This is a genomic window from Megamonas sp., from assembly GCF_986095205.1.
On record NZ_CFQVBI010000065.1, the window covers coordinates 44,255 to 70,965 of the forward strand.

Below are 26,711 nucleotides of genomic sequence, written 5' to 3' on the forward strand. Positions count from 1 at the left end.
GATAAGTATTTTGGGGGATAAATTTATATTAAGGGTTATAAAAGAAATCTTCGATTGCTAAGCGGATAGCTGAATAATTAAATCCTTTACGATAAAGATAGCCTTGACATTTTAATTTGTCAGCTTTGCTAGGAGTATAACGGCTATTTAATAATCGCAAACAAACAGTATATTCATAATCTAATTCATCAATATCTGTCTCTTCTTGAGCATTTTGAATATCACTTTGAGAAAATCCTTTTTCCATTAACTTATATTTAATAGCTTTTATACTGCGATGTTTTTCATTGATATATGCTTGATATTGACGTTGGCATAAATCTGTATCGTCTAAATAATGTCGAGCAATTAAGCGATTAATAGCTTCTTGAATTTCTTCTGGTGCGTATTCTTTGCGTTTTAATTTTGTAATTAATTGTTGGGTACTATAAGGTCTTGTAGCCAATAAATCAACAGCATAAATAAGTGCTGTTTTTGTATTATTTTGCTGTTTCATTATCAGCCGTTACTTTAGATTTTTTAGTTGGTTCTTCAACTTTTTCTTCAGTTTGTTCTTCTTGAACAAATAATTTTTCACGAATTTTATTTTCAATTTCTAATGCTGTGTCAGCATGTTCTTTTAAATATGCTTTTACGTTTTCTTTACCTTGACCTAAGCGAGTGCCTTGATAAGAATACCATGTACCACTCTTATCTAAGATTTCAAAAGCTGTACCCATATCAATTAAGCTACCTTCACGAGAAATACCTTCACCGTACATGATATCAAATTCAGCTTGTTTAAATGGAGGAGCTACTTTGTTTTTTACAACTTTAATTCTTGTTCTGCTACCTACAGGGTCATTGCCTTGTTTAATTGTATCGATTTTACGCACATCTAAACGAATGGAAGCATAGAATTTTAAAGCTCGACCACCAGTTGTAGTTTCTGGATTACCAAACATAACGCCAACTTTTTCACGAATTTGGTTGATGAAAATTGCTGTTGTACGAGATTTACTGATGATACCTGTTAATTTTCTCATAGCTTGAGACATTAAACGAGCTTGCAGACCAACATGGGAATCGCCCATATCACCTTCAATTTCTGCTTTTGGAACAAGTGCTGCTACTGAGTCAACAACTACTACATCAATAGCGCCACTGCGAACGAGTGCATCGGCAATTTCTAAAGCTTGCTCACCGTTATCTGGTTGGGAAATCAATAAATTGTCGATATCTACGCCTAATTTTTTGGCATAAACTGGGTCAAGAGCGTGTTCAGCATCGATAAATGCAGCCACACCACCTGTTTTTTGTGCTTCAGCAACAATATGAAGTGCTACAGTTGTTTTACCAGAAGATTCAGGGCCGAAGATTTCTACTATACGTCCGCGAGGAACACCACCAACACCAAGAGCTGCATCAAGTGGTAAACAGCCAGTATGAATTACTTCGATATTCATATTAGCAGAAACATCACCTAATTTCATGATGGAGCCTTTACCAAAATCACGTTCAATTTGTTTTAAAGCACTTTCTAGTGCTTGTACTTTATCCATTTTATCCATGGGAATAAATCACCTGCTTTTTAAATCTTATCTAGAAATATATATAAATTATACTCTATCTATTCCTAAATAATCAAGCAAAATGTTCAGATTTCCGAACAAAATAAACAGGATTATTTTTAAGAAAATTAGCTTTAATTTAGAATATATTGTATAATATCAAATATAATTATTTATTGGAGGGATATTTTTTATTAAATGGACAGTTTTGATGACCAGTATATTTTATTAGAGGAATTATACGAGGATAGTTTTTATCCAGATTTTTTGATTGATAAAATCAAATATTTATTAGAAGATTTTATTAATTTTGTGGAACAAAAACCAAAAAATATGGCAGATGTTGGTGATAAAATTTATGATTTAATTCAAAATGCCAATAGTTTGCAATATGAATTTCTCGATAATGACAGCGAATATGATAATATAGCTAGAGAATGTCTTATTCGCAATTTAGAATATATTATTCAATGGTTTCATTTACCAATCAATTTAGAAGAAGCATTAGCGGAACGTGAATGGGATTAAGCCTATTTAATAATAAATGTTATTAATTTAAAAGCATAAAATTTTATGTTATACTTATAGTAGTTTATTTATTTGGAGGATTGTTTAATGTTATTAAATAAAAAGTCTGTAGAACTTTTAGCTCCAGCTGGCAATTGGGAAACATTAGTAGCTGCCATTGATGCTGGGGCTGATGCTATTTATTTGGGTGGAAAACATTTTAATATGCGTATGCTCAAATCAGACGCTAATTTTGATAATGAAATGTTAAAAAAAGCTGTAGAATATGCTCATGCTCATGGAGTAATGCTTTATATTACTATTAATAATTTAATCAGCGATGAAGAAATTCCAGAGCTTGAAGAATATTTGACTTATTTAAATGAAATACAGCCAGATGCTATTTTAATTCAAGATTTAGCTGTAGCTCAAATTGTGAAAAAACTTGGATTGAATATAACTATGCATGCATCTATCATGATGAATTCTCATAATAATGCTGCTATAAAAAAATTAAAAGAATATGGCATTCGTCGTGTCGTTGTTAGCCGTGAAATGTCTTTAAAAGAACTCAGCGAATTAAAAGCTGTAGATAGTGATTTTGAACTTGAATATTTTGTTCATGGTGATATGTGTATTTCCGAAAGTGGACAATGTATTCATTCTGGCGTTTTATTTGCAAATAGCAGTAATCGTGGTCGTTGCATGAAAGCTTGTCGTTGGCCATATAAAATCATTGATGAACAAACAGGTCAAGAACAAGAAACTACAACAGATGGGGATTATCGTTTAGCACTAAAAGATATGTGTATGTATAGAAATATTCCAGATTTAATTCAAGCTGGTGTATATTCTTTTAAAATTGAAGGTCGTATGCGTAGTGCTGATTTCGTGGCAAATATTGTAAGCATTTATCGTCGTGCCATTGATAATTATGTAGCTGATCCTGCTGGTTATCATGTAAATGAAGAAGATTGGAAAAATCTTTTTGAAAATCGTGTACGTGATTATTCCACTTGTTTTGCTATGGACAAACCTGATAGTAGAGCTATTGGTTATACTGGAAAACGTGAACCAAGATTTTTCAGTTATGCAGCAAAAGAAGCAGATTTAGATTGTGAATGGCTCAATGATTTAGAAGCTATTAAAACTGCTGATAATAAACCAAAACTTGCTGTTAAAGCTGCAACTTTAGCACATGCTCGTGAAGCTTTAGCAAATGGTGCTAATATTCTTTATGTAGCAGGCGAAGTTTATCGTCCACATACTCCATGGACTTTAGGAGATATAAAAACTATTTTACAAGAAGCTCATAATGTTGGGGCAAAAGTAATAGTCAATACTCCTAGAACAACTTTAAAAGATCAATGTAGTGAATTAGAACAATTATGTCATGATTTAAATGAAATAAAACCAGATGGTATCATGGTAGGAAATTTAGGTGCAGCTACTATTGTACGTGAACTTACAGATTTACCTATTTATGCTGACCATAGTTTCAATGTATTTAATCATGTAGCTACAGAATTTTTACAAGAAAATGGCATTGTAAATGCAACAGCTTCTTATGAATTGCCTTATGCTCAAGTGAAAACTTTAGTTGAAAGTAGTAAATTACCAATGACAATCACTGTTCATGGTAATGTAGAAGCTATGATTTCTGATACTAATATTCCAGCTTTAAATCTTAAATATGATCCACTTACTAATCCAGAATTTAATGATAAACATTTTGCTTTATTGGATACAGTTGGCGGTAAACATTCTATGCGTATGGATCAATTTGGTAGAATTCATATTTTATTTACTAATGATTTATGTCTTCTTCCTTATATTGATAAATTGATGGGAGCAGATACTCTTCGCATTGAAGCTCAAGATTATACACCAGAGATTACTGGTATGTTGACTAAAATTTATCGCGACGCTATTGATAGTGGCAAAAATGATGATATGATCGAAAAAATCAAAGAAGTAAGTCCTCGTCCAGTTGGTATTGGTGTTTATCGTCATAAAAAATCTTATTAATTATTCATAGTCATTTTAGAATTGTCATTTTTATTTTAGGTTTTATGACTTATCATATTAATGACAATTCTTTCTAATGTTTATTATCAATATTATTTATACATAACATTAGAAAATATAAAAATAATGAAAGGAAGTATATTATGTCTCAGTATTTAGGTCCTGAAAAATGTCTTGAAAAGAAAAAGAAATATATCATGCCTTGTTTAGGTCATTTCTTTGCTAATCCTCCTCAATTTGTAAAAGGTGAAATGCAATATCTTTATGACCATGAAGGAAAAAAATATTTAGATTGTTTTGCTGGTGTATCTGTTATAAACTGTGGTCATTGCAATCCTGAAATTACGCAAAAAGTAGCAAAACAAGTACAGACTCTACAACATGTTTGCAATATCTATTTAACAGAAGATATTTATAATTTAGCTGAAAAATTAGCTCAAGTAACACCAGGTAGATTACAAAAATCTTTCTTTTGTTCTACAGGAACAGAAGCAAATGAAGGTGCTTTGCTTTTAGCTAATATTTATAATGGAAAAAGTGAATTATTAGCTCTTCGCAATGGTTTACATGGTAGAACAAAACTCACTATGAATTTGACAGGTATCGGCATGTGGAGAACTGATTCAAATCCTGTAGGTGGTATTCATTTTGCACCAAACCCTTATTGTTATCGTTGCCCAATGGGTAAAAAATTCCCAGAATGTGATTATGCTTGTGCAAATGCTGTAGAAGATATTATCAGCTATGCAACTTCTGGAAATGTTTCTGCTATGATTTGTGAAACTATCCAAGGTAATGCAGGTATTGTAGTACCTCCAAAAGGATATTTTAAACGTTTAAAAGAAATCTTAGAAAAACACAATATTTTATTGATCATTGACGAAGTGCAGACAGGTTTTGCACGTACTGGAAAAATGTTTGCTATTGAAAATTATGATGTTGAACCAGATATCATGACAATGGCTAAAGCTTTAGGCAATGGTGCTCCTATCAGCTGTTTTATTTCTCGCAGTGAAATCGCAGATAAATACACTCGTCCGGGTGCTTCTACATTAGGTGGAAATCCTGTTTCTTCTACAGCTGGTATTGCTGTACTTGATTATATTGAAGAACATAATCTTATCGAAAAAGCTCGTGTTCGTGGAAAACAATTAAAAGATGGATTAATTGCTCTTCAAGAAAAATATCCATTTATCGGTGATGTTCGTGGTTTAGGTTTAATGGTAGGTGCAGAGCTTATTAATCCAGATAAATCCCCAGCTCCAGATAAATTGGAATTTATTGTAGAAACAATGAAAGATAGAGGTTTCCTCATCGGTAAAAATGGTATAGCTAGAAATGTGCTTGCTTTCCAACCACCACTTGTTATCAGTGAAGAAAATATCAATGATTTATTAAACAATCTTGATGATGTTATGTCTCAGGTAAAATAAAAATATATAAATAAAAAAATAAGTCCCTAGTAGTATAAATTACTAGGGACTATTTTTATGAGTTTTTTATTAAAATACCCATTCGTCGCCGAAGCGTTTTAATAAATTATCTGCTTCTGCAGGGCCATAAGAACCTTGTTCATATGTGAATACAGGAAGTTTATCCCAACGATATAAATCCTTTAAGTGTTCAATATAATCCCAACTTGTTTCTATCTGATCCCATTGAGAGAACCAAGAACGTTCACCTTTGATACAAGCTGTAATTAAGCGTTCATATGCTTCAGGAGTGTTTATTCTGCTAGAAATGGAACTACTCTGGCTAAAGTCCATTTTTGCTTGTGTGATTTCATCTGTATCCCCTGGAGTTTTCACATTAAATTGAAGATGTACACCTTCATTTGGTTGGATTTTTATAATTAAGATATTGCGTGGGGCAGAAATAAATGTTTGACGGAAAACGATTGCTATTTGCATTTCACGACAGCGAAGTTTTTTACCTGTGCGGATATAAAACGGAGTATTCCACCAACGTTCATTATCAATAAATAAACGAAGTGCAGCATAAGTTTCTGTTGTAGAATCTGTAGGGACAGATTTTTCTTGACGATAGCCTTTATATTGACCTAAAACTAAACTATCGCGAATATCTTCTACAGGGCGAAGTGCACGAAGCACACGTAATTGAGCATCATGCATAGCTGTAGTAGAGAATTGTTCTGGCCATTCCATAGCTACTATGGATAAGATTTGGAATAAATGGTTTTGAACCATATCTTTTAAAGCTCCACTAGTATCATAATAGCCACCACGTGTACCAATACCTAAATCTTCAAAAGCGGAAATCTGTACAGATTCGATATATTGTGAATTCCATAGGTTAGCAAATATAGGGTTAGTGAAACGAATAGTTTGGATATTACGTACCATTTCTTTACCGAGATAATGGTCAATACGATAAATATTTTCTGCTGGGAAAAAAGTTTCTAATTGTTTATTAAGTTCTTTAGCTGATTCTAAATCTTCACCAAATGGTTTTTCTAAAATAACCTTACCTAAAGAAGCTTCTTTTACTGCTTTTAATCCACTTGCAATTACACCGAAAAATTTTGGAGCTACTGCAAGATAAAATACATGGTCATCAATATTTTCAGCAGTATAATATTCGGATAAACGAGCATATTCGTTTAAATCGGAGATGTCCATTTTAAAATAAGAGATACGTTTAGCAAAAACTTCAAAAGTTTTTTCTTCATATGGTAAACGAGCGAATTTTTTTACCCAATCACGAACTAATTCACAATACTGTTCTGTAGTATAATCGCGTCTACCAATGATGATAATTCTGGATTGAGCTTCTTCGGCATTTGCCGCAGTCATATTGTACTGTGCAGGCATAAGTTTTCTAAAAGTCAAATCACCAGTACCACCAAAAATTGTAAAAGCTTTATTTAAAGACATGTTAACTCTCTCTTTCATAAATAATTCATAAATAAAAATAAATATATATTATAAAATTATACCTATAGCATGAGGTACTTTATCTGTATTGATTAATTTAACAATTTTTCCATTTGTTTTATCTAATTGGAAGCTACTCATATCATCAGTATCTTTATTTACGACTAAAAGATATTGTTCATCTTCACTTAAGATAAAATCTCTAGGGTGCATACCACCACTGTTTATTTGTTGAATGATTTTAGGTTCATTTTCAAGGCTAATAACAGTGAGTAAATCTGCTCCACGAGTGGAGATATATATGAAACGATTATCTTTTGTGATACGAATAGCAGCACTAGAAGTGTTATCAAGTTTATCTTTAGGTAGTAGATTTAATTTTGTATTCAAAGTAAATTCTAGATTATCTACGCTAAAATCAAAAAATTCACTGCTTAATTCACTTACTAAATAAAAATGAGAATAATCATGATTAAATACACCATGACGAGGGCCTGTTTTTGCAGGGAATGTTAAAGTTTTTACTAAATCATAATCATTATTTATATCAAAAATACGTACTTGGTCAAGTAGTAAACAAGGAACTATAAGATAGTTTTTATATAATACTACTTGATGGCAACCAGCTTTGTTTTGAATAGATATTTGTTTGATTAATTTTAATTTGTTGTTGACTATTTGATAGACCATAACTACACCATCATGGTAATTTGCAGTGTAAATGAAATCATCATGATGTTTTACAAAACATGGAGAACTGTTTTCCAAAAGTATTTCATCTAGTATAGTTTTGGTAGAAATATCAACTAGAGCAATACCACTTTTATTGTTTTTGCTAGTAGTGATGATAAGAATATTTTCATATCTGTCAACACATTTTGCATCGTCAATACTCAAAAAGGATTGGATATCAGAAATTTTGCCAGAATTTTCTTCATAAGAGAATTGATATATTCCTTTTGTTGATGCAGTATTGTAAGTACCAATATAACCAGTTAGCATAAAATAAACACTTCCTTAATTTTATATTTAAATACTTAGAATAAATTGTATTTAATTGGCACAAGCCATTAATATACTGATTATATAGTATAAATTATAAATAAACAAGTAAGAGTCATATCTTTGGTATAAAAATTTTTTATATAAACGATATGTTAAATTTTATTAAATTAAAAAAATATATAAGAAAAATTAATAATAGATGTACTTGTATTTTAAAAAAAAATAAACTATACTAAATTTAAATCAGTGATATATATTTTAAGTATATATTTATTGATATAAAAAAATAAGGAGTGTTTTTTTATGGAACAAATTAAACGTTACAAAGCAGTAATCACAGGCAATGTACAAGGCGTAGGTCTTCGTGTTTTTGTTGTGGACAATGCAAGCAAACTTGGTATTACTGGCTGGGTAAGAAATATGGCAGATGGAACTGTAGAAATGGAAGCACAAGGCAATCCAGATAAATTAGATCAGTTATTTGCTACTATAAAAAAAGGTAACTTTATTATTAAAGTTGATAATATTGATTGCACAGAAATTGACTGTGTTGAAGAAGCATCATTTATCATTAAATACTAATGATAAATGATATGAAAATTAAAGATGCGTTATATAAGGAATTATGAGAGAGCAATGTCGATAAACTTTAGGATGGAGATTATCGACATTTTTTTATTTTCCAAGAATAAGATTTATACATAAAAATTTTAGTGAATTTGGTAATATATTGATAGATAAAAATGAGCTTTGAAAACTAAAATGATGCATAAAATTTATAATAAATTATGAGAAATCGTTGTCAGTATTGACGTATTAATAGGATTTTCGTTATAATTGATATGTAAAATATAGATGTTAGAACTTGCTTAAGGATAGTGATTTTTATGAAAATAAATAAAGTATTAGTTATACATGGACCAAATTTAAATTTACTTGGCACTCGTGAACCAGAAATTTATGGTAGTATGACTATGCAAGATATTAATGAAGATTTAGCAAAACAGGCTAAGGAACATAATATCGAAATAGATTTTTTTCAAAGTAATCATGAAGGAGCTATTATTGATACTTTACATAATGCTCGTGGTCAATATGGCTATATTATTTTAAATGCTGGTGCATTTACACATTATAGTATTGCTATACGTGATGCTTTAGCTGCTATTGATATACCTGTAATAGAAGTACATCTATCTAATATCCACAAAAGAGAAGAATTTAGACATCATTCTGTAATTGCACCTGTAGTTGAAGGACAGATTTGTGGTTTTGGCTTAGAAAGTTATAAATCTGCGTTATTTATTGCTATTAGTAGACTACAAAAAGAGGATTAAATTATGTGTCAAAATAATCGTATAGAAAATCTTAGAAAAGTATTGCAGGCAAATTATTGTGATGCAATGCTTATAAGTAAAGAAGAAAATTTACATTATTTTAGTGGTTTTACAGGTGATGATACATTTTTAGTAATCACTTTAAATGATTGTTTTTTGATTACTGATTTACGTTATACACAACAAGCTAGTGAACAGACTTCATTTACTATTATTGAACAAAAAACTGGCTTACTTAGCAAAACTGTAGAACTTATAAAGAAATTAAATATTAATAGTTTAGCATTTGAAGGTAATGCTTTGATTTTTAATCAATATAATTATTTAGCTAAAAAATTAGATGATATTGAAGTTGATTTCTCTACATCTTTAGATTTAACTAAACTTCGCATTATAAAGGATGAAAATGAGATAGAATTAATAAAAAAAGCTATTAATATCAGTGATAAAGCATATTCACATATATTAAAATTTGTAAAAGCAGGTATGAGCGAACAAGAAGTAGCGACTGAATTAGAATATTTTATGCGTAAATTAGGTAGTGAACGACCTGCATTTACGACAATTGTAGCCTCTGGTGTCAGAGGGGCATTACCTCATGGAGTTGCTACAGATAAGTTGATAAATAATGGTGAATTTGTTACAATAGACTTTGGTGCTGTTTACAAGGGATACCATTCAGATATTACACGTACTTTTTGTGTAGGAAAAGCAAGTGATAAACAAAAAGAGATTTATGATATTGTTTTGCAAGCACAATTATTGGGGCTAAAAGAAATTGCACCGAATAAAAGTGGCAGGGAAGTTGATTTTCCTGTAAGAGAATATATAAAAAATGCAGGTTATGGTGATTTCTTTGGGCATGGCTTAGGGCATGGTGTTGGTCTTGAAATTCATGAGTTACCTCGTTTATCACCACTTAGTCCAACAGATAAGCTTAAAGAAAATATGATAGTTACTAATGAGCCGGGGATTTATGTGCCTGACTTTGGCGGTGTTCGTATTGAAGACACTGTTTTAGTTACTGCAAATGGATGCCAAGCACTTACACAAAGTGATAAACGGCTTGTTGAAATAATGTGACCGCAATAATTGAGAGTCGGGTATTTCACATTATATAAATAAAATTAGATAATATATTTTGGAGGAATGTTTTAATGATTTCCAGCAGTGATTTCCGTACAGGTCTTACACTTGAAATTGATAACGGTGTATGGCAGATTGTTGATTTCCAACATGTAAAACCAGGTAAAGGTGCAGCTTTCGTTCGTACAAAAATTAAAAACGTACAGACTGGTGCAGTTGTAGAACGTACTTTTAACCCTAATGAAAAATTACCAGCAGCTCATGTAGAAACTAGAGCTATGCAGTATTTATATGAAGCAGATGGTATGTACACTTTCATGGATAATGAAACTTATGATCAGATTGAACTTACAAAAGATCAATTAGGTAGTGCATTAAACTTCTTAAAAGAAAACATGGATATTAGCTTACAGTCTTTCAAAGGCAATATCATTGGTATTACTTTACCAAACTCTGTAAATCTTGAAGTTGTTGAATGTGAACCTAGCGTTAAAGGTGATACTGCAACTGGTGCTACTAAAATGGCAAAAGTTGAAACTGGTTATGAAGTTCGTGTACCACTTTTCGTTAATGAAGGCGATGTATTAAGAATTGATACTCGTACTGGTAACTATATCGAACGTGCTTAATTAAATTAAAAAATAGGAATTGCATCTTTCTAATTTTAGAAAGGTGCAATTTTTATATTTTATTTTGATTTATAATTTTAAAATACTAGTTATTTTTTAATAACTTCTTAATGAAGCTGTTAGTTGTATATTTATGAATTTTTTGTTATAATTGATTTAATAATAAAAACTAAAACAATATAGACTGCTTTAGTTTCAAAGGAGGATTTAACATGGACGAAAAAAAAGGAATCAATAATGCATTAGGTACTATCCGCATTGCAGACGAAGTAGTAAGTATTATAGCAGGTCTTGCTGCTACAGAAGTTGAAGGCGTAGCAGGCATGAGTGGTGGTATCGCTGGTGGTATCGCAGAAATTTTAGGTCGTAAAAATTTCTCTAAAGGTGTAAAAGTTGAAGTTGGCGAAAAAGAAGCAGCTATTGATCTTTATATCATCGTAAAATACGGCGTACGTATTCCAGATATCGCATTAAATGTACAAGAAGCTGTAAAAGCAGCTATTGAAAATATGACAGGTCTTAGCACTGTTGAAGTTAATGTACATGTTCAAGGCGTTGGTTTCCCAGAAGATGTAAAAACTGAAGAAGTACGCGTTCGCTAAGTATAAGAAAGAGGAGTAGTATGAGCGTTATAAATCGTATCATCCTGTTCTTTTACGCTTTGGCATTTGGTGCAGTTTCTATTTTGACTATGGTATTATTCGCTAGATTTATTCCTGATGCTCAAATTTGGAATGAGTTTTTGTATTTATGTAGTCGCATGGAAACTGTAGTGGTTGCAGTAGTCATTTTTATTTGTAGTCTATATTTATTAATACAGAGTTTATCTACACATAGTAATGATGTATCAACAAATGAGGCTGTAATTGTGCAAGGGAAGATGGGAGAGGTTAATATCTCCTTAACAGCACTAAAAGATATGGCTGATAAGATTGCCCGTTCTATTACAGGAGTCCGTGATGTTAAAGTAAGATTGAAAATGACTAAGGCACCAACCAAAGATAAAACTTTAATACCTAATTTCAAGCTAAAATTAATTGTTGGTGAAGAAAGCAATATTGTATCAATTAGTGATGAAATAAAACAACAACTCGATATTTATTTAAATAAATATATCGGTATTGAAAAGGCTAAAATTGATATCAATGTAGAGAGCATATCTAATAATTCTACTAACAGTAAAAAGCGTGTTGTATGAAGTTTTAGCTGAGGTGCACAATGAAAGAATATATTTTAAATTTTATCAAATATCAATTACATGAACATTGTGGTAGAACTATTGGTGTTATTTTAGGATTTATAATTTCTTTAGCTATACTCATATTTGGTTTATTCACTACTTTATTTGTAATAATTTGTATGGGAATAGGTCTTTATGTAGGTAATTTGATAGATAAAGATGATGAGTTTTCAGATAATATCTTATATAAAATCCAAAAAATCTTACCACCTTATTCACGTCGTTGGTAAAAGGAGCTAGTTTTTTATATGAGTCGCAGACAAGCGAGAGAAATCGCATTACAGTCATTATTTCAATTAGATTTTAATGAATGTGAAGTAGATAGTGCTATTGAAAATGTATTATCACATAAAAAACTTCATGAAGCTGATTGTGATTTTGTAAGAATATTAGTTAGTGGTACTAGAGAAAATTTAGAGTCTATTGATAAAATGATAGCGGAAAAGTCTAAAGACTGGAAAATCGAACGTATGTCAGGTATTGACAGAAATATCGTTCGTCTAGCTATATTTGAAATGAAATTCAGTTCAGATAAACTGGTGCCTAATATAGCAATCAATGAAGCTGTCGAATTAGCCAAAAAATTCGGTACAGATGATTCTGCCCGTTTTGTTAATGGTATTTTGGGCTCAATGATTAAATAACAATGTTTATTTGCCAGGCTAGTTACAGCCTGGCATTTTTATTTATATGAGGATATAATGGCAGGAAAAATTTACACAGTAAGTCAATTAAATAAATATTTACGACAACAATTTGATGATGATATTATTTTGCAAAATATCATGTTAAAGGGAGAAATATCTAATTTTAAAGTCCATTCTTCTGGACATTGTTATTTTACTTTAAAAGATAATTTAGCTAGTATAAAATGTGTAGCATTTCGTTTTAATGCTATGAAGTTTCGTTTTGCTCCGCAAAATGGAATGAAGGTAATTGCAAGTGGATATATTTCAATTTATGAAAAAGATGGCTTATATCAATTATATGTGCAAAGTTTAGCGCCTGAAGGTATAGGTGAACTTGCATTAGCTTTTGAACAATTAAAAAATAAATTGAATGATGAAGGTTTATTTGATAGTAAATATAAAAAACAATTACCTTTTTATCCTAAACGTATAGGTGTTGTAACATCAAGAACGGGAGCAGTTATTAAAGATATTTGCCATGTAGCTAAAAGAAGAAATCCTTTGGTGAAGATCCTTTTATATTCTGTTTTGGTACAAGGCGAAAATGCAAGTAAAGAAATTGTTCAAGGAATAGAATTTTTTAATAAAAAATGTCCAGTTGATGTGATTATCATTGGACGAGGTGGTGGCTCTCTTGAGGATTTATGGGCATTTAATGAAGAAAATGTAATTCGTGCGATATTTGCTTCAAAAATTCCTATAATTTCAGCAGTAGGTCATGAAACAGATTATACTTTATCTGATTTAGTAAGTGATGTAAGAGCAGCAACACCTTCTCAAGCAGCGGAATTAGCTGTTGTAGAAAAAGATGCATTAGTAAATTATATTGAAAGTTTAAAAAGAGATTGTAGATATAAAGCATATAATCTTTTTTCAATCAAAGAAAATAAATTTAATTTATTATGGAAACATAGTATTTTTAGCGATAAAGAACGTTTATTGCAAAGTAGACAACAAGAATTAGATTTTTTAAATGAGCGTTTAAATAAAGTAGTAACTGATAAATACGTGAATAAATTTCATCAAATGGAAGTTATTGCCGAAAAATTAAAAGTATTAAATCCTCTAAATGTATTGCAAAGAGGTTTTAGTATCGTAAAACAAGATGATAAATATATAAAAAATATAAAAGATATAGATATGAATAAATCACTAAATATTGAACTTAGTGATGGTACTATTGAAACTAAAATTGTACAAATAAAAGAAAAATGAGGTTTTTCTCATGGCTAGAAAAAAATTAACTTTTGAAAATGCTATGGAAACTTTAGAAGAAATTGTAAATCAATTAGAAGCTGGAGACATTCCATTAAATGAATTAATAGATAAATATAATGAAGGTATGAAATTATCAGCTTTCTGTTTAGATGAATTAAATAGAGCGAAAGATGCTATATATGCAGAAGTTGATGTAAAAGATAATAAAATAATTGAAAAGAAATTAGATATAGAAGGTGATTATTAAATGATGAAATCCTACATGCAAAGAAAAATGGATTTAATAAATCAGCAATTAAATGAAATTTATACAGAAAATATGGCACTCAATAAAGATTTAGCTAAAGCTATGAATTACAGTTTAATGGCTGGTGGAAAAAGACTTCGTCCTATTTTAATAATGGCTGCTGCTGATGCTTTAGGCGTTGATGGTGAAAAATTCTTGAGATTATCGACATCAATAGAGTTTATTCATACGTATTCTTTAATACATGATGATTTGCCAGCAATGGATAATGATGATTATCGCAGAGGAAAACTCACTAATCATAAAGTTTTTGGTGAAGCTTTAGCTATTTTAGCAGGTGATGCGCTTCTCACTATGGCATTTGAAATAATTGCCACTGATAAAAATGTAGATGCAGAAACTAAAGTAAAAATTATTACTGAAATGAGCAAGGCTGCTGGTGCAGAAGGTATGGTCGGCGGTCAAGTAATAGATATGCAATCAGAAAATAAAAAAATAGATATACAGACTTTAAAACAAATGCATGCTGCCAAAACAGGTGCATTATTTTGTGCTGCTATTCGTTCTGGTGCTATTTTGGCTGGTGCTGATGAAAAACAATTAGCTAATTTGACAGAATATGCTCGTCAATTTGGATTGGCTTTTCAAATTACTGATGATATTTTAGATGTTGTTGGTGATGAAAAAACTATAGGGAAACCTGTAGGTAGTGATGAAAAAAATCATAAATCCACATATGTTACTTTGGGTTCATTAGAAAGTGCAAAAGCTTTAGCGCAAGAAGCTGTGGATAAAGCAAAAGCGTCTTTAGTAGATTTTGGCGAGAATGCTGAATTTTTAAGAGCTTTAGTAGATTATTTAATTACTAGAAATAAATAAACTAAAGAAAGAGTGTTATATATGAATATTTTAGAGCAAATACATTCTCCGGCAGAGCTAAAATATTTATCTGAAACTCAGTTAGAAATTGTAGCCACGCAAATTAGAGAATTGATTATAAAAACAGTAGCTCAAAATGGCGGTCATTTAGCTCCTTGTTTAGGAACAGTAGAACTTACTTTAGCTTTGCATAAAGTCTTTTCTTGTCCACGAGATAAATTTGTTTGGGACGTTGGTCATCAGGCATATGCACATAAAATTTTAACTGGCAGATTAGAAAAATTTTCCACATTGCGACAAAAAGATGGCATAACAGGTTTTCCAAATCGTTTTGAAAGTGAATATGATGCATTTGGTGTAGGTCATGCTAGTACATCAATTTCAGCGGCATTAGGTATGGCAGTTGCTCGTGATTTAGACAATGAAGATTATAATGTAATTGCTATTATTGGTGATGGCGCTCTGACTGGTGGCGAAGCATTTGAAGGCTTGAATAATGCAGGAATGTCTAAGCGTAAACTAATAGTCATTTTAAATGATAATGAAATGTCTATTTCACAAAATGTAGGTGCGTTATCAGAGTATTTATCACTTATTCGCATTGATGAAAAGTATAAACGTGCCAAAAAAGATATTCAGCGTATTTTGGGTAATATACCGAAAATAGGTGGTTCTGTTTTAAAAACAGCTAATTATGTAAAAGATGGTGTAAAAAATGCCATTGTTCCTGGTGGTATTTTTGAAGCTTTAGGTTTTAATTATATTGGAGCATTAAATGGTCATAGTTTAACTGATTTGATAAATGTTTTTGAAAAAGTTAAAGCAAATATTGATGGCCCAGTACTCATTCATGTGCAGACTAAAAAAGGTCATGGCTATTTACCAGCAGAAAATAATCCATCTAAATTCCATGGTATTGGTAAATTTGATGTATTGACAGGACTACCTATAGCTTCTAATAGCATTGTACCTACGTATACTGCTGTTTTTAGTAGAGCATTGATAGATTTAGCCGCCAAAAATAAAAATATAACAGCGATTACAGCAGCTATGCCATCAGGCACAGGCTTACAAAAATTTGCTGATGTTTACCCTAAGAGATTTTTTGATGTAGGTATCGCAGAAGAACATGCTGTAACATTTGCTGGCGGTCAAGCTTGTATCGGTAAACGTCCATTTGTAGCATTATATTCAACTTTTGCTCAACGTGCTTATGACCAGGTTATACATGATATATGTTTACAAAAATTACCAGTAGTATTTTGTTTAGATAGGGCAGGGCTTGTTGGTGAAGATGGCCCAACTCATCATGGTGTATTTGATATAGCATATATGCGTCAAATACCAAATATGGTAGTTATGGCACCAAAAGATGAAAATGAACTTCGTCAAATGGTATTTAGTGCAGTGGAATATAATTGTCCATGTAGCATACGTTATCCACGAGGTAACGCTTGTGGTGTTCCAATTGAAGAAGATGTAGAGATTTTACCTTTAGGCAAAGGCGAAATTTTACAAGATAAGGAAAATGCTACAGTAGCAATAATCGCTGTTGGTTCAATGGTAAAAGAAGCTATGGTAGCTAGTGAAAAATTATCATTAGAAAATATAAATTGTAGCGTTATTAATGCTCGCTTTATAAAACCATTAGATGAAGAATTAATTTTAAATATAGCTAAAAAAGTAAAATACGTAGTAACGATTGAAGAAGGTATTTTAGCTGGCGGTTTTGGCAGTGCTATTTTAGAATTATTAAATCAAAATAAAATATATAAACCAGTAATTCGCATGGGTATACCAGATGAATTTATAGAACAAGGTACACGCAATGAATTATTGAAAGAATGTAAATTAACAAGTGAAGATATAATACAAACAATAAAAGATTTTGAAGAATAGAAATAGGTGTGAAGTTAATGGCAAAAAAACGTTTAGATGTGATGTTAACAGAACAAAATTTAGTATCTAGTCGAGAACGTGCAAAAACAACTATAATGGCAGGCTTAGTATTAGTTAATGGTCAAAAAATAGATAAACCAGGAACTATGGTAAAAGAAGATGCTGTTATCCGTGTTTTAGGTGATAGCATAGGATATGTAAGCCGTGGAGGTTTAAAATTAGCAAAAGCCATCAAAGAATTTAAATTAGATTTAACAGATTTAGTTGTAGCAGATATTGGCGCTTCAACTGGTGGTTTTACAGATTGTTCTTTACAAAATGGAGCAAAAAAAGTTTTTGCTATAGATGTAGGCTATGGACAATTAGCATGGTCATTGCGTACAGATGAACGTGTAGTGAATATGGAAAGAACAAACATTCGCTATGTTACACCAGAAGATATAGGTGAACCTATAAACTTTGCTTCTATCGACGTAGCTTTTATCTCTTTAGATAAAGTTTTACCTGTAGCTAAAACTTTACTTAGCGATGATGGTAAAATAGTTGCTTTGATAAAACCTCAATTTGAAGCAGGAAAAGATAAAGTAGGTAAAAAAGGCGTAGTTCGTGAAGCTAGTGTACATGAAGAAGTAATCAAAAAAATCGTAGATTTAAGTACACAATTAGAATTTGTACCTAGAGAATTGACATATTCTCCAGTAAAAGGGCCAGAAGGAAATATTGAATATTTAATTTTATTAGATTTAGATAAACAACATCAAAGTAATATTGATGACAATTTGATAAAAGATATTGTACAAAAAGCACATGCACAATTAGATAAATAGGGGGACAATATTTAATGAGAATAGCTATTTATCCTAATGTAACTAAATCAGGAGCTGGGGAGATTTTAGAAAGAGTAATAAAATTTGCTAATCAATATAATATTGAATTATTATTACCGCCAAAAGAAGGTAAATTTTTCTATCATGAAGAATTAATCAATCAAAACATTGAAAAAGAATATATTGATATGGCGATTAGCATCGGTGGAGATGGTACTTTATTAGGTCTTTGTAGAAGACTGGCTAAAAATGGTATACCTGTATGTGGTATTAATATTGGACATTTAGGATTTTTAGCAGATATTGAACCAGGAGAAATTGAAGCCAAACTGACAAAAATCATCAATAGACAATATAAAATAGAAGAGAGATTAATGTTGTCTGCATATATAAAAAGACAAGGGAAAATAAACTATATTGGCAGTGCTGTAAATGATGTAGTTGTAAGTAAATGCGGTGTATCACGTATGCTACATTTTGGTGTAGCTATCAATGATTATATGGTAACAAATTATAAAGCTGATGGATTGATAATATCGACTCCTACAGGTTCAACAGCATATTCTCTATCTGCTGGCGGACCAATTGTAAATCCTAAAGTAAAAGGAATTATATTGACACCAATATGCCCACATTCTTGCTTCATTCGTCCTATGGTTATTGATGAAAGTGAAAAAGTCGCTTTGAATATCATCAATATCATTAGCATGACAAAAAGAAGCGTAAATTTAACATTAGATGGACAAGAAGGCGTTGATATTGAGCCAGATGATGAAATTATAATTGAAAAAGCGAATTTTCCAGCACAGATAGTTAGATTTGAAGATAAAAATTTCTATCAAACATTTATGAATAAACTATGTTTATAATAGATAGATTTTTATTTTAAATTATAATAAAAGAGGAATTTTCCATGCAAAAGCTCAGTAACTCAATTCAGTTAGCACATTGCTTATTAAAAGATAGATTAAATGAAGCAAAAATAATAGTTGATGCTACAGCTGGAAATGGCAATGATACACTGTTTCTAGCTCAAAATGCCTTAAATAATGCTCAGATATATGCATTCGATATCCAAAAAGAAGCTATAGAAAATACAAAAGCTTTATTGATAAAAAATAAAGATAATATAAATTTACCACTAGAAAATATATCATTTATTCATGATTCACATGAAAATATTGATAACTATATACAGACAAAAGTAGATATAGCTATCTTTAATCTGGGATATTTACCAGGTGGAGATCATAAATTCACGACAAAAGACGATACAACATTAAAGACCATAGATAAAATATTAAACAATTTAAATATAAATGGTTATGTTGCAATTGTTATGTATCCAGGTCATGAAGAAGGCTTAAAAGAGTATCAGTCTATAAAACTATTTGTAAAGGATTTACCTAAAAAATCTTTTACAGTAGGTTGGTATAAAATGATAAATCATAATTTTAATGCTCCAGCATTATGTTGGATTGAGAAAGTTGGTGAATATGCATGAAAGCTACACGCCATGCAAGAATTAAGGAAATTATTGAACACTCCGTTATTGAAACACAAGAAGAATTAGCAAATGCTTTAAGAGAACAACATATAGTAGTAACACAAGCTACTGTTTCTCGTGATATTAAAGAGTTAATGCTAATAAAAGTTCCTACAGGTGATGGAAGATATCGTTATGCTTATCCTACAGATAAGGAATTGATGTATTCTAAAAATCGTTTATTAAATTTATTTAGAGATTCTGTAGTTGGTTTGAACTTCAGTGAAAATATCATTGTAGTAAAAACTCTTCCTGGTGCAGCTAATGCAGTAGCTTCTACTTTAGATTATGCTAAATGGCCTGAAATCATAGGTACAGTAGCAGGTGATGATAATATTTTTATAGTAGTAAAACCTATATCTGCTGTAGAAGATATAATGAAAAGATTACAGGATATGCTTAATTAATTCGGGGGATATTCATGTTAAAAACACTATCAATTTGGAATTTTGCTTTGATTGAGCATGTACAAATAGATTTTGATAAAGGTCTTAATATACTTACTGGTGAAACAGGTGCTGGTAAATCTATTTTATTAGGTGCCTTAGGTATGGTTATTGGACGAAGAACAAATATTGATGCTATTCGCAGTGGTTGTGAATTTATGCGAGTAGAAGCTGTTTTTACTTTGGATAACAATTTAGTCAAAGATTTTTTAACTAAATATAATATCTTAGTTGAAGATGATGATTTAATCATAACTAGACAGATAAATATAAATGGTAAAAATAGCGTACAGATTAATAATTGTCATACAACAATGGCTATTTTACGCCAACTAGGTGAGTTATTAGTAGATATACATGGTCAACATGCTAATCAGGCATTACTAAAACCTATAAAGCAATTATCACTTATTGATATGTATGATGGCGACGCTATTCAAAAGCAAAAAGAAGCGTATTTAGAAAAATATTATCAGTGGTTACAAATAAAACAAAAATTAGCTGATAGTAAAATAAATACACAAGAAATGGCTCAGCGATTAGATATGCTGAAATGGCAAATCAACGAGATTGAAAATGCTAAATTGATTTTAGATGAAGATGAGAAATTAGAGTCTGAAATAAAAGTCTTAGCTAATGCAGAGAAGATATCATTATTGACACAAGATGCATATAAATTGCTTTATGAAGGTGAAAATGGTAAATTTGCTATTTTAAGTTCATTGAGCCAAGTACGCAAAGATTTAGAAAACTTAGCTCAATATGACGAAAATATGGCTAAAGTTCATCAAATATTAGATGAAGCTTATTTCCAAATACAAGATAGTGCAGATGAAATCCGCAGTTATGGTGAAAGTATAGATTATAATCCTCAAAAGTTAGATATGATGCAATCTCGATTGAATGATATCGACAAGCTGAAAAGAAAATATGGCAATACTATTGAGGAAATATTGAATTATTTAGCTAAAGCAAAAGAGGAATTGACCTATATTGAAAATTATGATGATAATCTTGCCAAACTAGAACAGGAATTATCTTTATTAGCAAAAGATGTATCCCAAGAAGCCTTAATTTTGCATGAATTACGTCAAAAAAGTGCCAAAGCTTTAGAAATGGCAATCATGAAAGAATTAGCTTCTTTATCTATGGCTGATGCGAAACTCGTCATAAATTTAACCTTGAATGATGATTTCACTGAAAATGGAGCAGATGATGTGGAAATTTTATTTTCTGCTAATTTAGGCGAAGATTTAAAATCCTTAGCTAAAATTGTTTCAGGTGGGGAATTGTCTCGTATTGCTTTAGCTTTAAAAACTATTACCGCAAAAAAAGATGATATTGATTTGATGGTATTTGATGAGGTGGATACAGGTGTTGGCGGGAAAACAGCTCAAATGATGGCTGAAAAAATTGCTCGCATTGCCCTATATAGACAAGTTATATGTATCACTCATTTACCACAGATTGCAGCGATGGCAGATGCTCATTTTTATATCAGTAAAGAGACTAAAAATAATAAAACCTTTACTACTATTGATGAAATTAATTATGATGCTAAACTCGCTGAAATTGCTAGAATGTCATCAGGCATAGATTTAACACAAGCTTCGCTTGAAAATGCTGAAGAAATGTTGACTAATGCTAGAAAGCGAAAAGAATTATTACATTTTGATGAATAAATTCAGAGAAGGTGATTTTAAATGATTAAATTTAAATATTATGGACATGCTTGTTTCTTGCTTGAAACAGATAATGAAAAATTATTATTTGACCCATTTTTGACAGGAAACCCAGTAGCAAGTATTTCTGCTGATGAAGTAGAATGTGATTATATTTTATTGACTCATGCTCATGGAGACCATTATGGAGATGCTACACAGATTGCACAAAAAACAGGTGCGAAAGTTATTTCCACTCCAGAAGTTTTGACAAAATTACCAAGTGATTATGCAAATGTTCATGGTATGAATTTAGGTGGTTCGTTTACTTTCCCATTTGGTATAGTAACTATGGTGCCTGCATTACATAGTGCAGGCGTAGAAGGTGGAATACCTTGCGGTTTTGTAATTAAATTCAATGATGATACTGTAGTTTATTTCGCTGGTGATACAGCTTTATTTAGCGATATGGCTCTTATCGGTGAAAAACAACAAATTGATTATGCTATTTTACCAATTGGCAGTAATTATACTATGGACGCTAAAGATGCAGCTAAAGCTGTTCAATTATTGAATGCAAAACATGCTATTCCTGTTCACTATAATACATGGCCTGTTATTGCTGAAAATCCTGAAACTTTTAAATCCTATGCAGAAAGTATTTCACATGCTAGTGTAGATATCGTGCCTGTTGGTTCATCTTTGGATTTAGTAAAATAAGATGGAAAAATTTAAATTAATCGTTATTTTAGGGCCAACTGCTGTAGGCAAAACAAATCTTAGCATAGCTTTAGCTCAAAAGTTATCCACAGAAATAATCTCTGGCGATAGTATGTTAGTATATAAGGGTTTTGATATAGGTACGGCTAAACCTACATTAGAAGAAATGAAGGGAATAAAACATCATATCATTGATATTTTAGAGCCTTGGGAAAATTTTAATGTAAGTGATTTTCATGATAAGGTTAAACCTTTAATTGAACAGATAAATAATGAAGGGAAAATTCCTATTTTAGCTGGCGGTACAGGCTTATATGTAAAATCTTTGCTTGAAGGCTATATTTTTAACGAAACTTCTGGTGATGTTGAATATAGGAAGCATTTAGAAAAACTAGCAAGCGAACATGGCAAAGAATATGTTTATAAAATGTTACAAGAAGTAGACCCACAGACGGCTCAAAGATTGCATATTAATAATTTCAATCGCATTATTCGTGCTTTAGAAGTCTATCATTTAGGGAAAGAGCAGATTTCACAAAAAAATCATTATGAATTGACTGGTGAATTAATTTATGATGCCCATATTGTAGGTTTGAACCGCAGTCGTCAAAATCTATATGATAGAATTAATCAACGCGTTGATATTATGATGGATTGTGGATTTGTAGATGAAGTAAAATCTCTATTACAAAATGGCGCGAAGATTGATTGGCAATCCATGAAAGGAATTGGCTATCGAGAAATCGCTAGTTATTTAAATGGAGATATTGATTTAGATACTGCTGTTTATGAAATGAAAAAAGCTACTCGTCATTTTGCTAAACGACAGTTTACATGGTATAAGAAAATGCCATATATTTCTTGGTATGATGTAGAGCAATTAAGTGAAAATGAATTGTTAGCTACTGTATTGAATGACTGTAAGGCACATTTTAATATCTTATAATAATTGACATATAATTTTATTATTGAGATAATAAAAGCACTATAAATAAACTAATTAAATTAGTTAAGAAAAGAATTATATTTTAATTGGAGGATCCTTAAGATGCCAAACAAAACAATAAATTTACAAGATGTTTTTTTAAATCAAGTGAGAAAAGAAAATGTAGGAGTTATTATCCATTTAACAAATGGCTTCCAATTACGTGGAAATGTAAAAGGTTTTGATAATTTCACGGTTATTTTGGATTCTGCTGGAAAACAGATGATGGTTTATAAACATGCTATTTCTACTATTAGCCCTTTACAGCCATTGAAAAATTCTTTTCAAGATAATAAAAGAACAGAAACTGTTAGCGAATAATAATGATTTTATTAAATAAAAAAGCTCTTATTAACTTTGATTATAAGGTTAATAAGAGCTTTTTCTATTTATTGGTTAATTCAAAATAAGATTTGATGTATTTATTTGGTGTTGTATTTTTGTATTTACGGAATGTTTTTATAAAGTAAGATAAATCATTAAATCCACAACTATAAGCTATATCAGTGATGGATTGGTCTTTATCACTGATTAATTTACTGCAAGCACATTCAATTCGATAATAATTTAAATAAGCAATAGGTGTTTTATTGGTCATACTTTGGAAAAATCGGCAAAAATACTTCGGTGATAATCCAGAAGTATTAGCTAAATCTTCTAAAGTTAATGGTTGACTATATGAAGTTTCAATAAGATGAAATGCCTTTTTCAATTTATGAATGTTTTTCTGATTACTACTTATAAAATTTGTAAAAGATTTCGTATAGAGATTATGTTTTAAAACTAAACCAAAGAAATTAAATAAACAGCCAAGTACGATAAATTCATATCCACTGGATTTTGTCTTCAATGCATCAAATATAGTCCATATGGTGCGGTGAATATCGGTATATTCATTATTAAAATAACTATTGATAATTAAATGATGTTCAAAAAATTTTTGAAGAATATTTTTATCGCCTACGTTTGTTTCAAATAATTTCTTATCAAATACCATACATTCATATATAGTATTTTCTAAAAAAGCTTTTCCTCCATGAACACAACCATCTGTGATAAAAATTATATCTCCGGCACTAGCTGTATATTCATTTTCATCTATAGAAATTACAATTTTTCCTTCTAATACACGAATAATCTCATATTGAATATGCCAATGATATGGCATGTTATAGCGTGGATGATGATTAGTTACATAATGATATTCTACAGGAAATGAAAAATTACCACGTTCTCTTTGTTCATTATAACTATCATGTTTCATAACTATTCTCCTAATAAATAAGATTTTATATTACTATTATACTTATATTTCTAAAAATGTAAAGTTTCATACAATTTTTAAAAAGTGAATATTATTATATTTTTAGTGATAATATAACAAGTATTATTAATATTTAGTTGTTATAATTTAATCATGAAATAAACAACAAACCAAAACATAAAATAAATATATTAAAAATATTTCTTAGGAGGAATTTTATAATGGCAACAAACAGATTAATTGGAGATTATCCTGTAATTGGTATTCGCCCTACAATTGACGGACGTAGAGGCATTTTAAAAGTTAGAGAATCTTTAGAAGAACAAACTATGGGCATGGCAAAAGCTGCTGCTAAATTATTTACAGAAAACCTCAAATATTCTAATGGTGAACCAGTAAAAGTAGTTATCGCTGATACAACAATTGGTCGTGTGCCAGAAAGTGCTGCTTGTGCAGAAAAATTTAAAAAAGAAGGTGTAGATATCACTTTAACAGTAACTCCTTGTTGGTGTTATGGTTCTGAAACAATGGATATGGACCCAAAAACAATCAAAGGCGTTTGGGGTTTTAACGGTACTGAACGTCCTGGTGCTGTATATCTTGCTTCTGTGCTTGCAAGCCATGCGCAAAAAGGTCTTCCAGCTTTTGGTATTTATGGTCATGATGTACAAAATGCAGATGCTACAGAAATTCCGGAAGATGTTAAAGAAAAACTTTTAAGATTTGGTCGCGCAGCTGTAGCTGTTGCTACAATGAGAGGCAAATCTTACTTACAAATTGGTTCTATTTGTATGGGTATTGCAGGTTCTATTATTAGTACAGAATTTTTTGAGGAATATCTTGGTATGAGAGTTGAATCTGTAGATGAAGTTGAAATTATCCGTCGTATGACAGAAGGTATTTATGACCATGCAGAATTTGAAAAAGCTTTAAAATGGACTAAAGAAAACTGCAAACAAGGCTTTGATAAAAACCCAGATTTTTGCCGTAAAACAGATGCTGAAAAAGAAGAAGCTTGGGAATTTGTTGTAAAAATGATGTGTATCATTAAAGACCTTTACAATGGTAATAAAAACTTACCAGAAGGTTGCGAAGAAGAACAATTAGGTCACAATGCAATCGCTGGTGGTTTCCAAGGTCAAAGACAGTGGACAGATTTTTATCCAAACTGCGACTTCCCAGAAGCAATGATGAATTCTTCCTTTGACTGGAATGGTGCAAGAGAACCATATGTACTTGCTACAGAAAATGATACATTAAACGGCGTAGGTATGCTCTTTGGTAAATTATTAACAAATACTGCACAAATCTTCGCTGATGTTAGAACATACTGGAGCCCTGAAGCAGTTAAACAGGCTACTGGTTATGAATTAGAAGGCGTTGCTAAAGAATCCAAAGGATTTATTCACTTAATCAACTCCGGTGCTGCTTGTATCGATGCTTGTGGTGAAGCAAAAGATGAAAATGGTAATGGCGTAATTAAACCATTCTGGGAAATGACTGAAAAAGACCAAAAAGCTTGCCTTGAGGCAACTGAATGGTGCCCTGCTGATAATGGTTACTTCAGAGGTGGCGGATTTAGTTCCCGTTTCTTAACAAATAGCGAAATGCCTGTAACTATGGTTCGTTTAAATCTTGTAAAAGGCTTAGGCCCTGTATTACAGATTGCAGAAGGTTGGACTGTAAAATTACCAGATGAAGTATCTGATAAACTCTGGAAACGTACTGACTATACTTGGCCTTGCACTTGGTTTGCTCCACGTTTAACGGGTGAAGGTGCATTCAAATCTGCTTATGATGTAATGAATAACTGGGGTGCAAATCACGGTGCTATCAGCTATGGTCATATCGGTGCAGACCTCATTACATTATGCTCTATGCTCAGAATTCCTGTATGCATGCATAACGTTCCTGAAGATAAAATCTTCCGTCCTGCTGCTTGGAATGCTTTTGGTATGGATAAAGAAGGTCAAGACTATAGAGCTTGCAAAAACTATGGTCCTTTATATAAATAATTAGAATATAATATAGATTAATTGGAGGAGCTTATTATT

29 protein-coding genes are annotated in these 26,711 nt (G+C 31.1%); 24 read left to right on the top strand and 5 right to left on the bottom strand.

Annotated elements, in window-relative coordinates; translation table 11 throughout:
• Positions 1-28: 28 nt before the first annotated feature.
• Entirely contained in the window at positions 29-496 is a 468-nt protein-coding gene (locus AC5LAX_RS09045; RefSeq protein ID WP_266287024.1) for a regulatory protein RecX, read from the bottom strand.
• Positions 480-1,550, bottom strand: coding sequence for a recombinase RecA (gene recA / locus AC5LAX_RS09050; RefSeq protein ID WP_008537837.1), 1,071 nt, complete (start codon positions 1,548-1,550; stop codon positions 480-482). Before recA ends, AC5LAX_RS09045 begins: the two co-directional genes overlap by 17 nt.
• A gap of 198 nt (positions 1,551-1,748) precedes the next feature.
• Here recA and AC5LAX_RS09055 point away from each other — a divergent pair, with 198 nt between their 5' ends.
• The 3 genes from AC5LAX_RS09055 to AC5LAX_RS09065 all read left to right on the top strand — a co-directional run bounded on the left by AC5LAX_RS09055 (position 1,749) and on the right by AC5LAX_RS09065 (position 5,518).
• Positions 1,749-2,078: a DUF5713 family protein gene (locus AC5LAX_RS09055; protein WP_018999317.1), complete on the top strand. Its 330-nt coding sequence runs from the start codon at positions 1,749-1,751 to the stop codon at positions 2,076-2,078.
• Between the two features lie 87 nt (positions 2,079-2,165).
• A complete protein-coding gene (locus AC5LAX_RS09060) occupies positions 2,166-4,085 on the top strand; it encodes a peptidase U32 family protein (RefSeq protein WP_288909623.1) in 1,920 nt (639 codons plus the stop codon).
• Positions 4,086-4,228: 143 nt separating this feature from the next.
• Positions 4,229-5,518 carry an aspartate aminotransferase family protein gene (locus AC5LAX_RS09065; protein WP_288909622.1) on the top strand — a complete coding sequence of 430 codons (1,290 nt, stop codon included), beginning with the start codon at positions 4,229-4,231 and terminating at the stop codon, positions 5,516-5,518.
• A 69-nt stretch (positions 5,519-5,587) separates the two neighbouring features.
• Here the strand turns inward: AC5LAX_RS09065 and zwf are convergent, their stop codons facing one another.
• Both zwf and AC5LAX_RS09075 read right to left on the bottom strand, forming a co-directional pair.
• Positions 5,588-6,979 carry a glucose-6-phosphate dehydrogenase gene (zwf, locus tag AC5LAX_RS09070; protein ID WP_204921259.1) on the bottom strand — a complete coding sequence of 464 codons (1,392 nt, stop codon included), beginning with the start codon at positions 6,977-6,979 and terminating at the stop codon, positions 5,588-5,590.
• A gap of 48 nt (positions 6,980-7,027) precedes the next feature.
• Positions 7,028-7,981 (bottom strand): beta-propeller fold lactonase family protein, encoded by a 954-nt coding sequence (locus AC5LAX_RS09075; protein WP_008537843.1) that lies wholly within the window; start codon positions 7,979-7,981, stop codon positions 7,028-7,030.
• Between the two features lie 306 nt (positions 7,982-8,287).
• Here AC5LAX_RS09075 and AC5LAX_RS09080 point away from each other — a divergent pair, with 306 nt between their 5' ends.
• From AC5LAX_RS09080 to hfq, 20 genes are all read left to right on the top strand, one after another.
• Positions 8,288-8,566 carry an acylphosphatase gene (locus AC5LAX_RS09080; RefSeq protein ID WP_224168947.1) on the top strand — a complete coding sequence of 93 codons (279 nt, stop codon included), beginning with the start codon at positions 8,288-8,290 and terminating at the stop codon, positions 8,564-8,566.
• Positions 8,567-8,871: 305 nt separating this feature from the next.
• Complete coding sequence (aroQ, locus tag AC5LAX_RS09085; protein ID WP_117585523.1) at positions 8,872-9,321, top strand: type II 3-dehydroquinate dehydratase; 450 nt, start codon at positions 8,872-8,874, stop codon at positions 9,319-9,321.
• A gap of 3 nt (positions 9,322-9,324) precedes the next feature.
• Positions 9,325-10,404, top strand: a complete 1,080-nt coding sequence (locus tag AC5LAX_RS09090) for a M24 family metallopeptidase (protein ID WP_288909621.1) — start codon at positions 9,325-9,327, stop codon at positions 10,402-10,404.
• Between the two features lie 74 nt (positions 10,405-10,478).
• Entirely contained in the window at positions 10,479-11,036 is a 558-nt protein-coding gene (gene efp / locus AC5LAX_RS09095) for an elongation factor P (RefSeq protein ID WP_015562232.1), read from the top strand.
• Between the two features lie 212 nt (positions 11,037-11,248).
• The gene (locus AC5LAX_RS09100) at positions 11,249-11,638 is read left to right on the top strand and encodes an Asp23/Gls24 family envelope stress response protein (protein ID WP_008537850.1); all 390 of its coding nucleotides are present in this window, start codon (positions 11,249-11,251) and stop codon (positions 11,636-11,638) included.
• A gap of 20 nt (positions 11,639-11,658) precedes the next feature.
• Entirely contained in the window at positions 11,659-12,234 is a 576-nt protein-coding gene (amaP, locus tag AC5LAX_RS09105; protein WP_117585521.1) for an alkaline shock response membrane anchor protein AmaP, read from the top strand.
• Positions 12,235-12,254: 20 nt separating this feature from the next.
• On the top strand, positions 12,255-12,506 hold the full coding sequence (locus AC5LAX_RS09110; RefSeq protein WP_015562229.1) for a DUF2273 domain-containing protein: 252 nt from the start codon (positions 12,255-12,257) through the stop codon (positions 12,504-12,506).
• Between the two features lie 18 nt (positions 12,507-12,524).
• Positions 12,525-12,920, top strand: coding sequence for a transcription antitermination factor NusB (nusB, locus tag AC5LAX_RS09115; RefSeq protein WP_008537854.1), 396 nt, complete (start codon positions 12,525-12,527; stop codon positions 12,918-12,920).
• A gap of 57 nt (positions 12,921-12,977) precedes the next feature.
• A complete protein-coding gene (gene xseA, locus AC5LAX_RS09120; protein ID WP_288909619.1) occupies positions 12,978-14,180 on the top strand; it encodes an exodeoxyribonuclease VII large subunit in 1,203 nt (400 codons plus the stop codon).
• Between the two features lie 10 nt (positions 14,181-14,190).
• Positions 14,191-14,430 carry an exodeoxyribonuclease VII small subunit gene (gene xseB / locus AC5LAX_RS09125; RefSeq protein WP_008537857.1) on the top strand — a complete coding sequence of 80 codons (240 nt, stop codon included), beginning with the start codon at positions 14,191-14,193 and terminating at the stop codon, positions 14,428-14,430.
• Positions 14,431-15,309 carry a polyprenyl synthetase family protein gene (locus AC5LAX_RS09130; RefSeq protein ID WP_018999326.1) on the top strand — a complete coding sequence of 293 codons (879 nt, stop codon included), beginning with the start codon at positions 14,431-14,433 and terminating at the stop codon, positions 15,307-15,309.
• A gap of 21 nt (positions 15,310-15,330) precedes the next feature.
• Positions 15,331-17,208: a 1-deoxy-D-xylulose-5-phosphate synthase gene (dxs, locus tag AC5LAX_RS09135; protein WP_117585519.1), complete on the top strand. Its 1,878-nt coding sequence runs from the start codon at positions 15,331-15,333 to the stop codon at positions 17,206-17,208.
• Positions 17,209-17,225: 17 nt separating this feature from the next.
• Positions 17,226-18,035 (top strand): TlyA family RNA methyltransferase, encoded by an 810-nt coding sequence (locus tag AC5LAX_RS09140; RefSeq protein WP_022228405.1) that lies wholly within the window; start codon positions 17,226-17,228, stop codon positions 18,033-18,035.
• 14 nt (positions 18,036-18,049) lie between these two features.
• Positions 18,050-18,904: an NAD(+)/NADH kinase gene (locus tag AC5LAX_RS09145; RefSeq protein ID WP_015562223.1), complete on the top strand. Its 855-nt coding sequence runs from the start codon at positions 18,050-18,052 to the stop codon at positions 18,902-18,904.
• A 44-nt stretch (positions 18,905-18,948) separates the two neighbouring features.
• Entirely contained in the window at positions 18,949-19,539 is a 591-nt protein-coding gene (gene mnmM / locus AC5LAX_RS09150; protein WP_288909617.1) for a tRNA 5-(aminomethyl)-2-thiouridylate-methyltransferase MnmM, read from the top strand.
• Positions 19,536-19,988 (top strand): arginine repressor, encoded by a 453-nt coding sequence (argR, locus tag AC5LAX_RS09155; protein ID WP_008537864.1) that lies wholly within the window; start codon positions 19,536-19,538, stop codon positions 19,986-19,988. Before mnmM ends, argR begins: the two co-directional genes overlap by 4 nt.
• 14 nt (positions 19,989-20,002) lie before the next feature.
• The gene (recN, locus tag AC5LAX_RS09160) at positions 20,003-21,709 is read left to right on the top strand and encodes a DNA repair protein RecN (RefSeq protein ID WP_288909616.1); all 1,707 of its coding nucleotides are present in this window, start codon (positions 20,003-20,005) and stop codon (positions 21,707-21,709) included.
• 21 nt (positions 21,710-21,730) lie between these two features.
• A complete protein-coding gene (locus AC5LAX_RS09165; protein ID WP_288909615.1) occupies positions 21,731-22,408 on the top strand; it encodes a metal-dependent hydrolase in 678 nt (225 codons plus the stop codon).
• 1 nt (position 22,409) lies between these two features.
• Entirely contained in the window at positions 22,410-23,354 is a 945-nt protein-coding gene (gene miaA, locus AC5LAX_RS09170) for a tRNA (adenosine(37)-N6)-dimethylallyltransferase MiaA (RefSeq protein ID WP_288909614.1), read from the top strand.
• A 102-nt stretch (positions 23,355-23,456) separates the two neighbouring features.
• A complete protein-coding gene (hfq, locus tag AC5LAX_RS09175) occupies positions 23,457-23,714 on the top strand; it encodes an RNA chaperone Hfq (protein WP_008537868.1) in 258 nt (85 codons plus the stop codon).
• Positions 23,715-23,778: 64 nt separating this feature from the next.
• Here the strand turns inward: hfq and AC5LAX_RS09180 are convergent, their stop codons facing one another.
• Positions 23,779-24,657, bottom strand: a complete 879-nt coding sequence (locus AC5LAX_RS09180; RefSeq protein ID WP_015562217.1) for an AraC family transcriptional regulator — start codon at positions 24,655-24,657, stop codon at positions 23,779-23,781.
• A gap of 221 nt (positions 24,658-24,878) precedes the next feature.
• Here AC5LAX_RS09180 and AC5LAX_RS09185 point away from each other — a divergent pair, with 221 nt between their 5' ends.
• Entirely contained in the window at positions 24,879-26,672 is a 1,794-nt protein-coding gene (locus AC5LAX_RS09185) for an L-fucose isomerase (RefSeq protein WP_204965293.1), read from the top strand.
• The last annotated feature ends 39 nt before the right edge of the window (positions 26,673-26,711 follow it).

Excerpts from the sequence above, each read along its gene's own strand:
- zwf (WP_204921259.1), bottom strand. The coding sequence starts at position 6,979 with ATGTCTTTAAATAAAGCTTTTACAATTTTTGGTGGTACTGGTGATTTG.
- AC5LAX_RS09110 (WP_015562229.1), top strand. The coding sequence starts at position 12,255 with ATGAAAGAATATATTTTAAATTTTATCAAATATCAATTACATGAACAT.
- AC5LAX_RS09090 (WP_288909621.1), top strand. The coding sequence starts at position 9,325 with ATGTGTCAAAATAATCGTATAGAAAATCTTAGAAAAGTATTGCAGGCA.
- AC5LAX_RS09055 (WP_018999317.1), top strand. The coding sequence starts at position 1,749 with ATGGACAGTTTTGATGACCAGTATATTTTATTAGAGGAATTATACGAG.
- AC5LAX_RS09060 (WP_288909623.1), top strand. The coding sequence starts at position 2,166 with ATGTTATTAAATAAAAAGTCTGTAGAACTTTTAGCTCCAGCTGGCAAT.
- mnmM (WP_288909617.1), top strand. The coding sequence starts at position 18,949 with ATGCAAAAGCTCAGTAACTCAATTCAGTTAGCACATTGCTTATTAAAA.
- AC5LAX_RS09100 (WP_008537850.1), top strand. The coding sequence starts at position 11,249 with ATGGACGAAAAAAAAGGAATCAATAATGCATTAGGTACTATCCGCATT.
- hfq (WP_008537868.1), top strand. The coding sequence starts at position 23,457 with ATGCCAAACAAAACAATAAATTTACAAGATGTTTTTTTAAATCAAGTG.
- AC5LAX_RS09130 (WP_018999326.1), top strand. The coding sequence starts at position 14,431 with ATGATGAAATCCTACATGCAAAGAAAAATGGATTTAATAAATCAGCAA.
- AC5LAX_RS09080 (WP_224168947.1), top strand. The coding sequence starts at position 8,288 with ATGGAACAAATTAAACGTTACAAAGCAGTAATCACAGGCAATGTACAA.
- AC5LAX_RS09045 (WP_266287024.1), bottom strand. The coding sequence starts at position 496 with ATGAAACAGCAAAATAATACAAAAACAGCACTTATTTATGCTGTTGAT.
- amaP (WP_117585521.1), top strand. The coding sequence starts at position 11,659 with ATGAGCGTTATAAATCGTATCATCCTGTTCTTTTACGCTTTGGCATTT.
- recN (WP_288909616.1), top strand. The coding sequence starts at position 20,003 with ATGTTAAAAACACTATCAATTTGGAATTTTGCTTTGATTGAGCATGTA.
- AC5LAX_RS09165 (WP_288909615.1), top strand. The coding sequence starts at position 21,731 with ATGATTAAATTTAAATATTATGGACATGCTTGTTTCTTGCTTGAAACA.
- AC5LAX_RS09180 (WP_015562217.1), bottom strand. The coding sequence starts at position 24,657 with ATGAAACATGATAGTTATAATGAACAAAGAGAACGTGGTAATTTTTCA.
- AC5LAX_RS09145 (WP_015562223.1), top strand. The coding sequence starts at position 18,050 with ATGAGAATAGCTATTTATCCTAATGTAACTAAATCAGGAGCTGGGGAG.
- AC5LAX_RS09140 (WP_022228405.1), top strand. The coding sequence starts at position 17,226 with ATGGCAAAAAAACGTTTAGATGTGATGTTAACAGAACAAAATTTAGTA.
- AC5LAX_RS09075 (WP_008537843.1), bottom strand. The coding sequence starts at position 7,981 with ATGCTAACTGGTTATATTGGTACTTACAATACTGCATCAACAAAAGGA.
- xseB (WP_008537857.1), top strand. The coding sequence starts at position 14,191 with ATGGCTAGAAAAAAATTAACTTTTGAAAATGCTATGGAAACTTTAGAA.
- AC5LAX_RS09065 (WP_288909622.1), top strand. The coding sequence starts at position 4,229 with ATGTCTCAGTATTTAGGTCCTGAAAAATGTCTTGAAAAGAAAAAGAAA.
- nusB (WP_008537854.1), top strand. The coding sequence starts at position 12,525 with ATGAGTCGCAGACAAGCGAGAGAAATCGCATTACAGTCATTATTTCAA.
- dxs (WP_117585519.1), top strand. The coding sequence starts at position 15,331 with ATGAATATTTTAGAGCAAATACATTCTCCGGCAGAGCTAAAATATTTA.
- efp (WP_015562232.1), top strand. The coding sequence starts at position 10,479 with ATGATTTCCAGCAGTGATTTCCGTACAGGTCTTACACTTGAAATTGAT.
- miaA (WP_288909614.1), top strand. The coding sequence starts at position 22,410 with ATGGAAAAATTTAAATTAATCGTTATTTTAGGGCCAACTGCTGTAGGC.
- recA (WP_008537837.1), bottom strand. The coding sequence starts at position 1,550 with ATGGATAAAATGGATAAAGTACAAGCACTAGAAAGTGCTTTAAAACAA.
- argR (WP_008537864.1), top strand. The coding sequence starts at position 19,536 with ATGAAAGCTACACGCCATGCAAGAATTAAGGAAATTATTGAACACTCC.
- aroQ (WP_117585523.1), top strand. The coding sequence starts at position 8,872 with ATGAAAATAAATAAAGTATTAGTTATACATGGACCAAATTTAAATTTA.
- xseA (WP_288909619.1), top strand. The coding sequence starts at position 12,978 with ATGGCAGGAAAAATTTACACAGTAAGTCAATTAAATAAATATTTACGA.
- AC5LAX_RS09185 (WP_204965293.1), top strand. The coding sequence starts at position 24,879 with ATGGCAACAAACAGATTAATTGGAGATTATCCTGTAATTGGTATTCGC.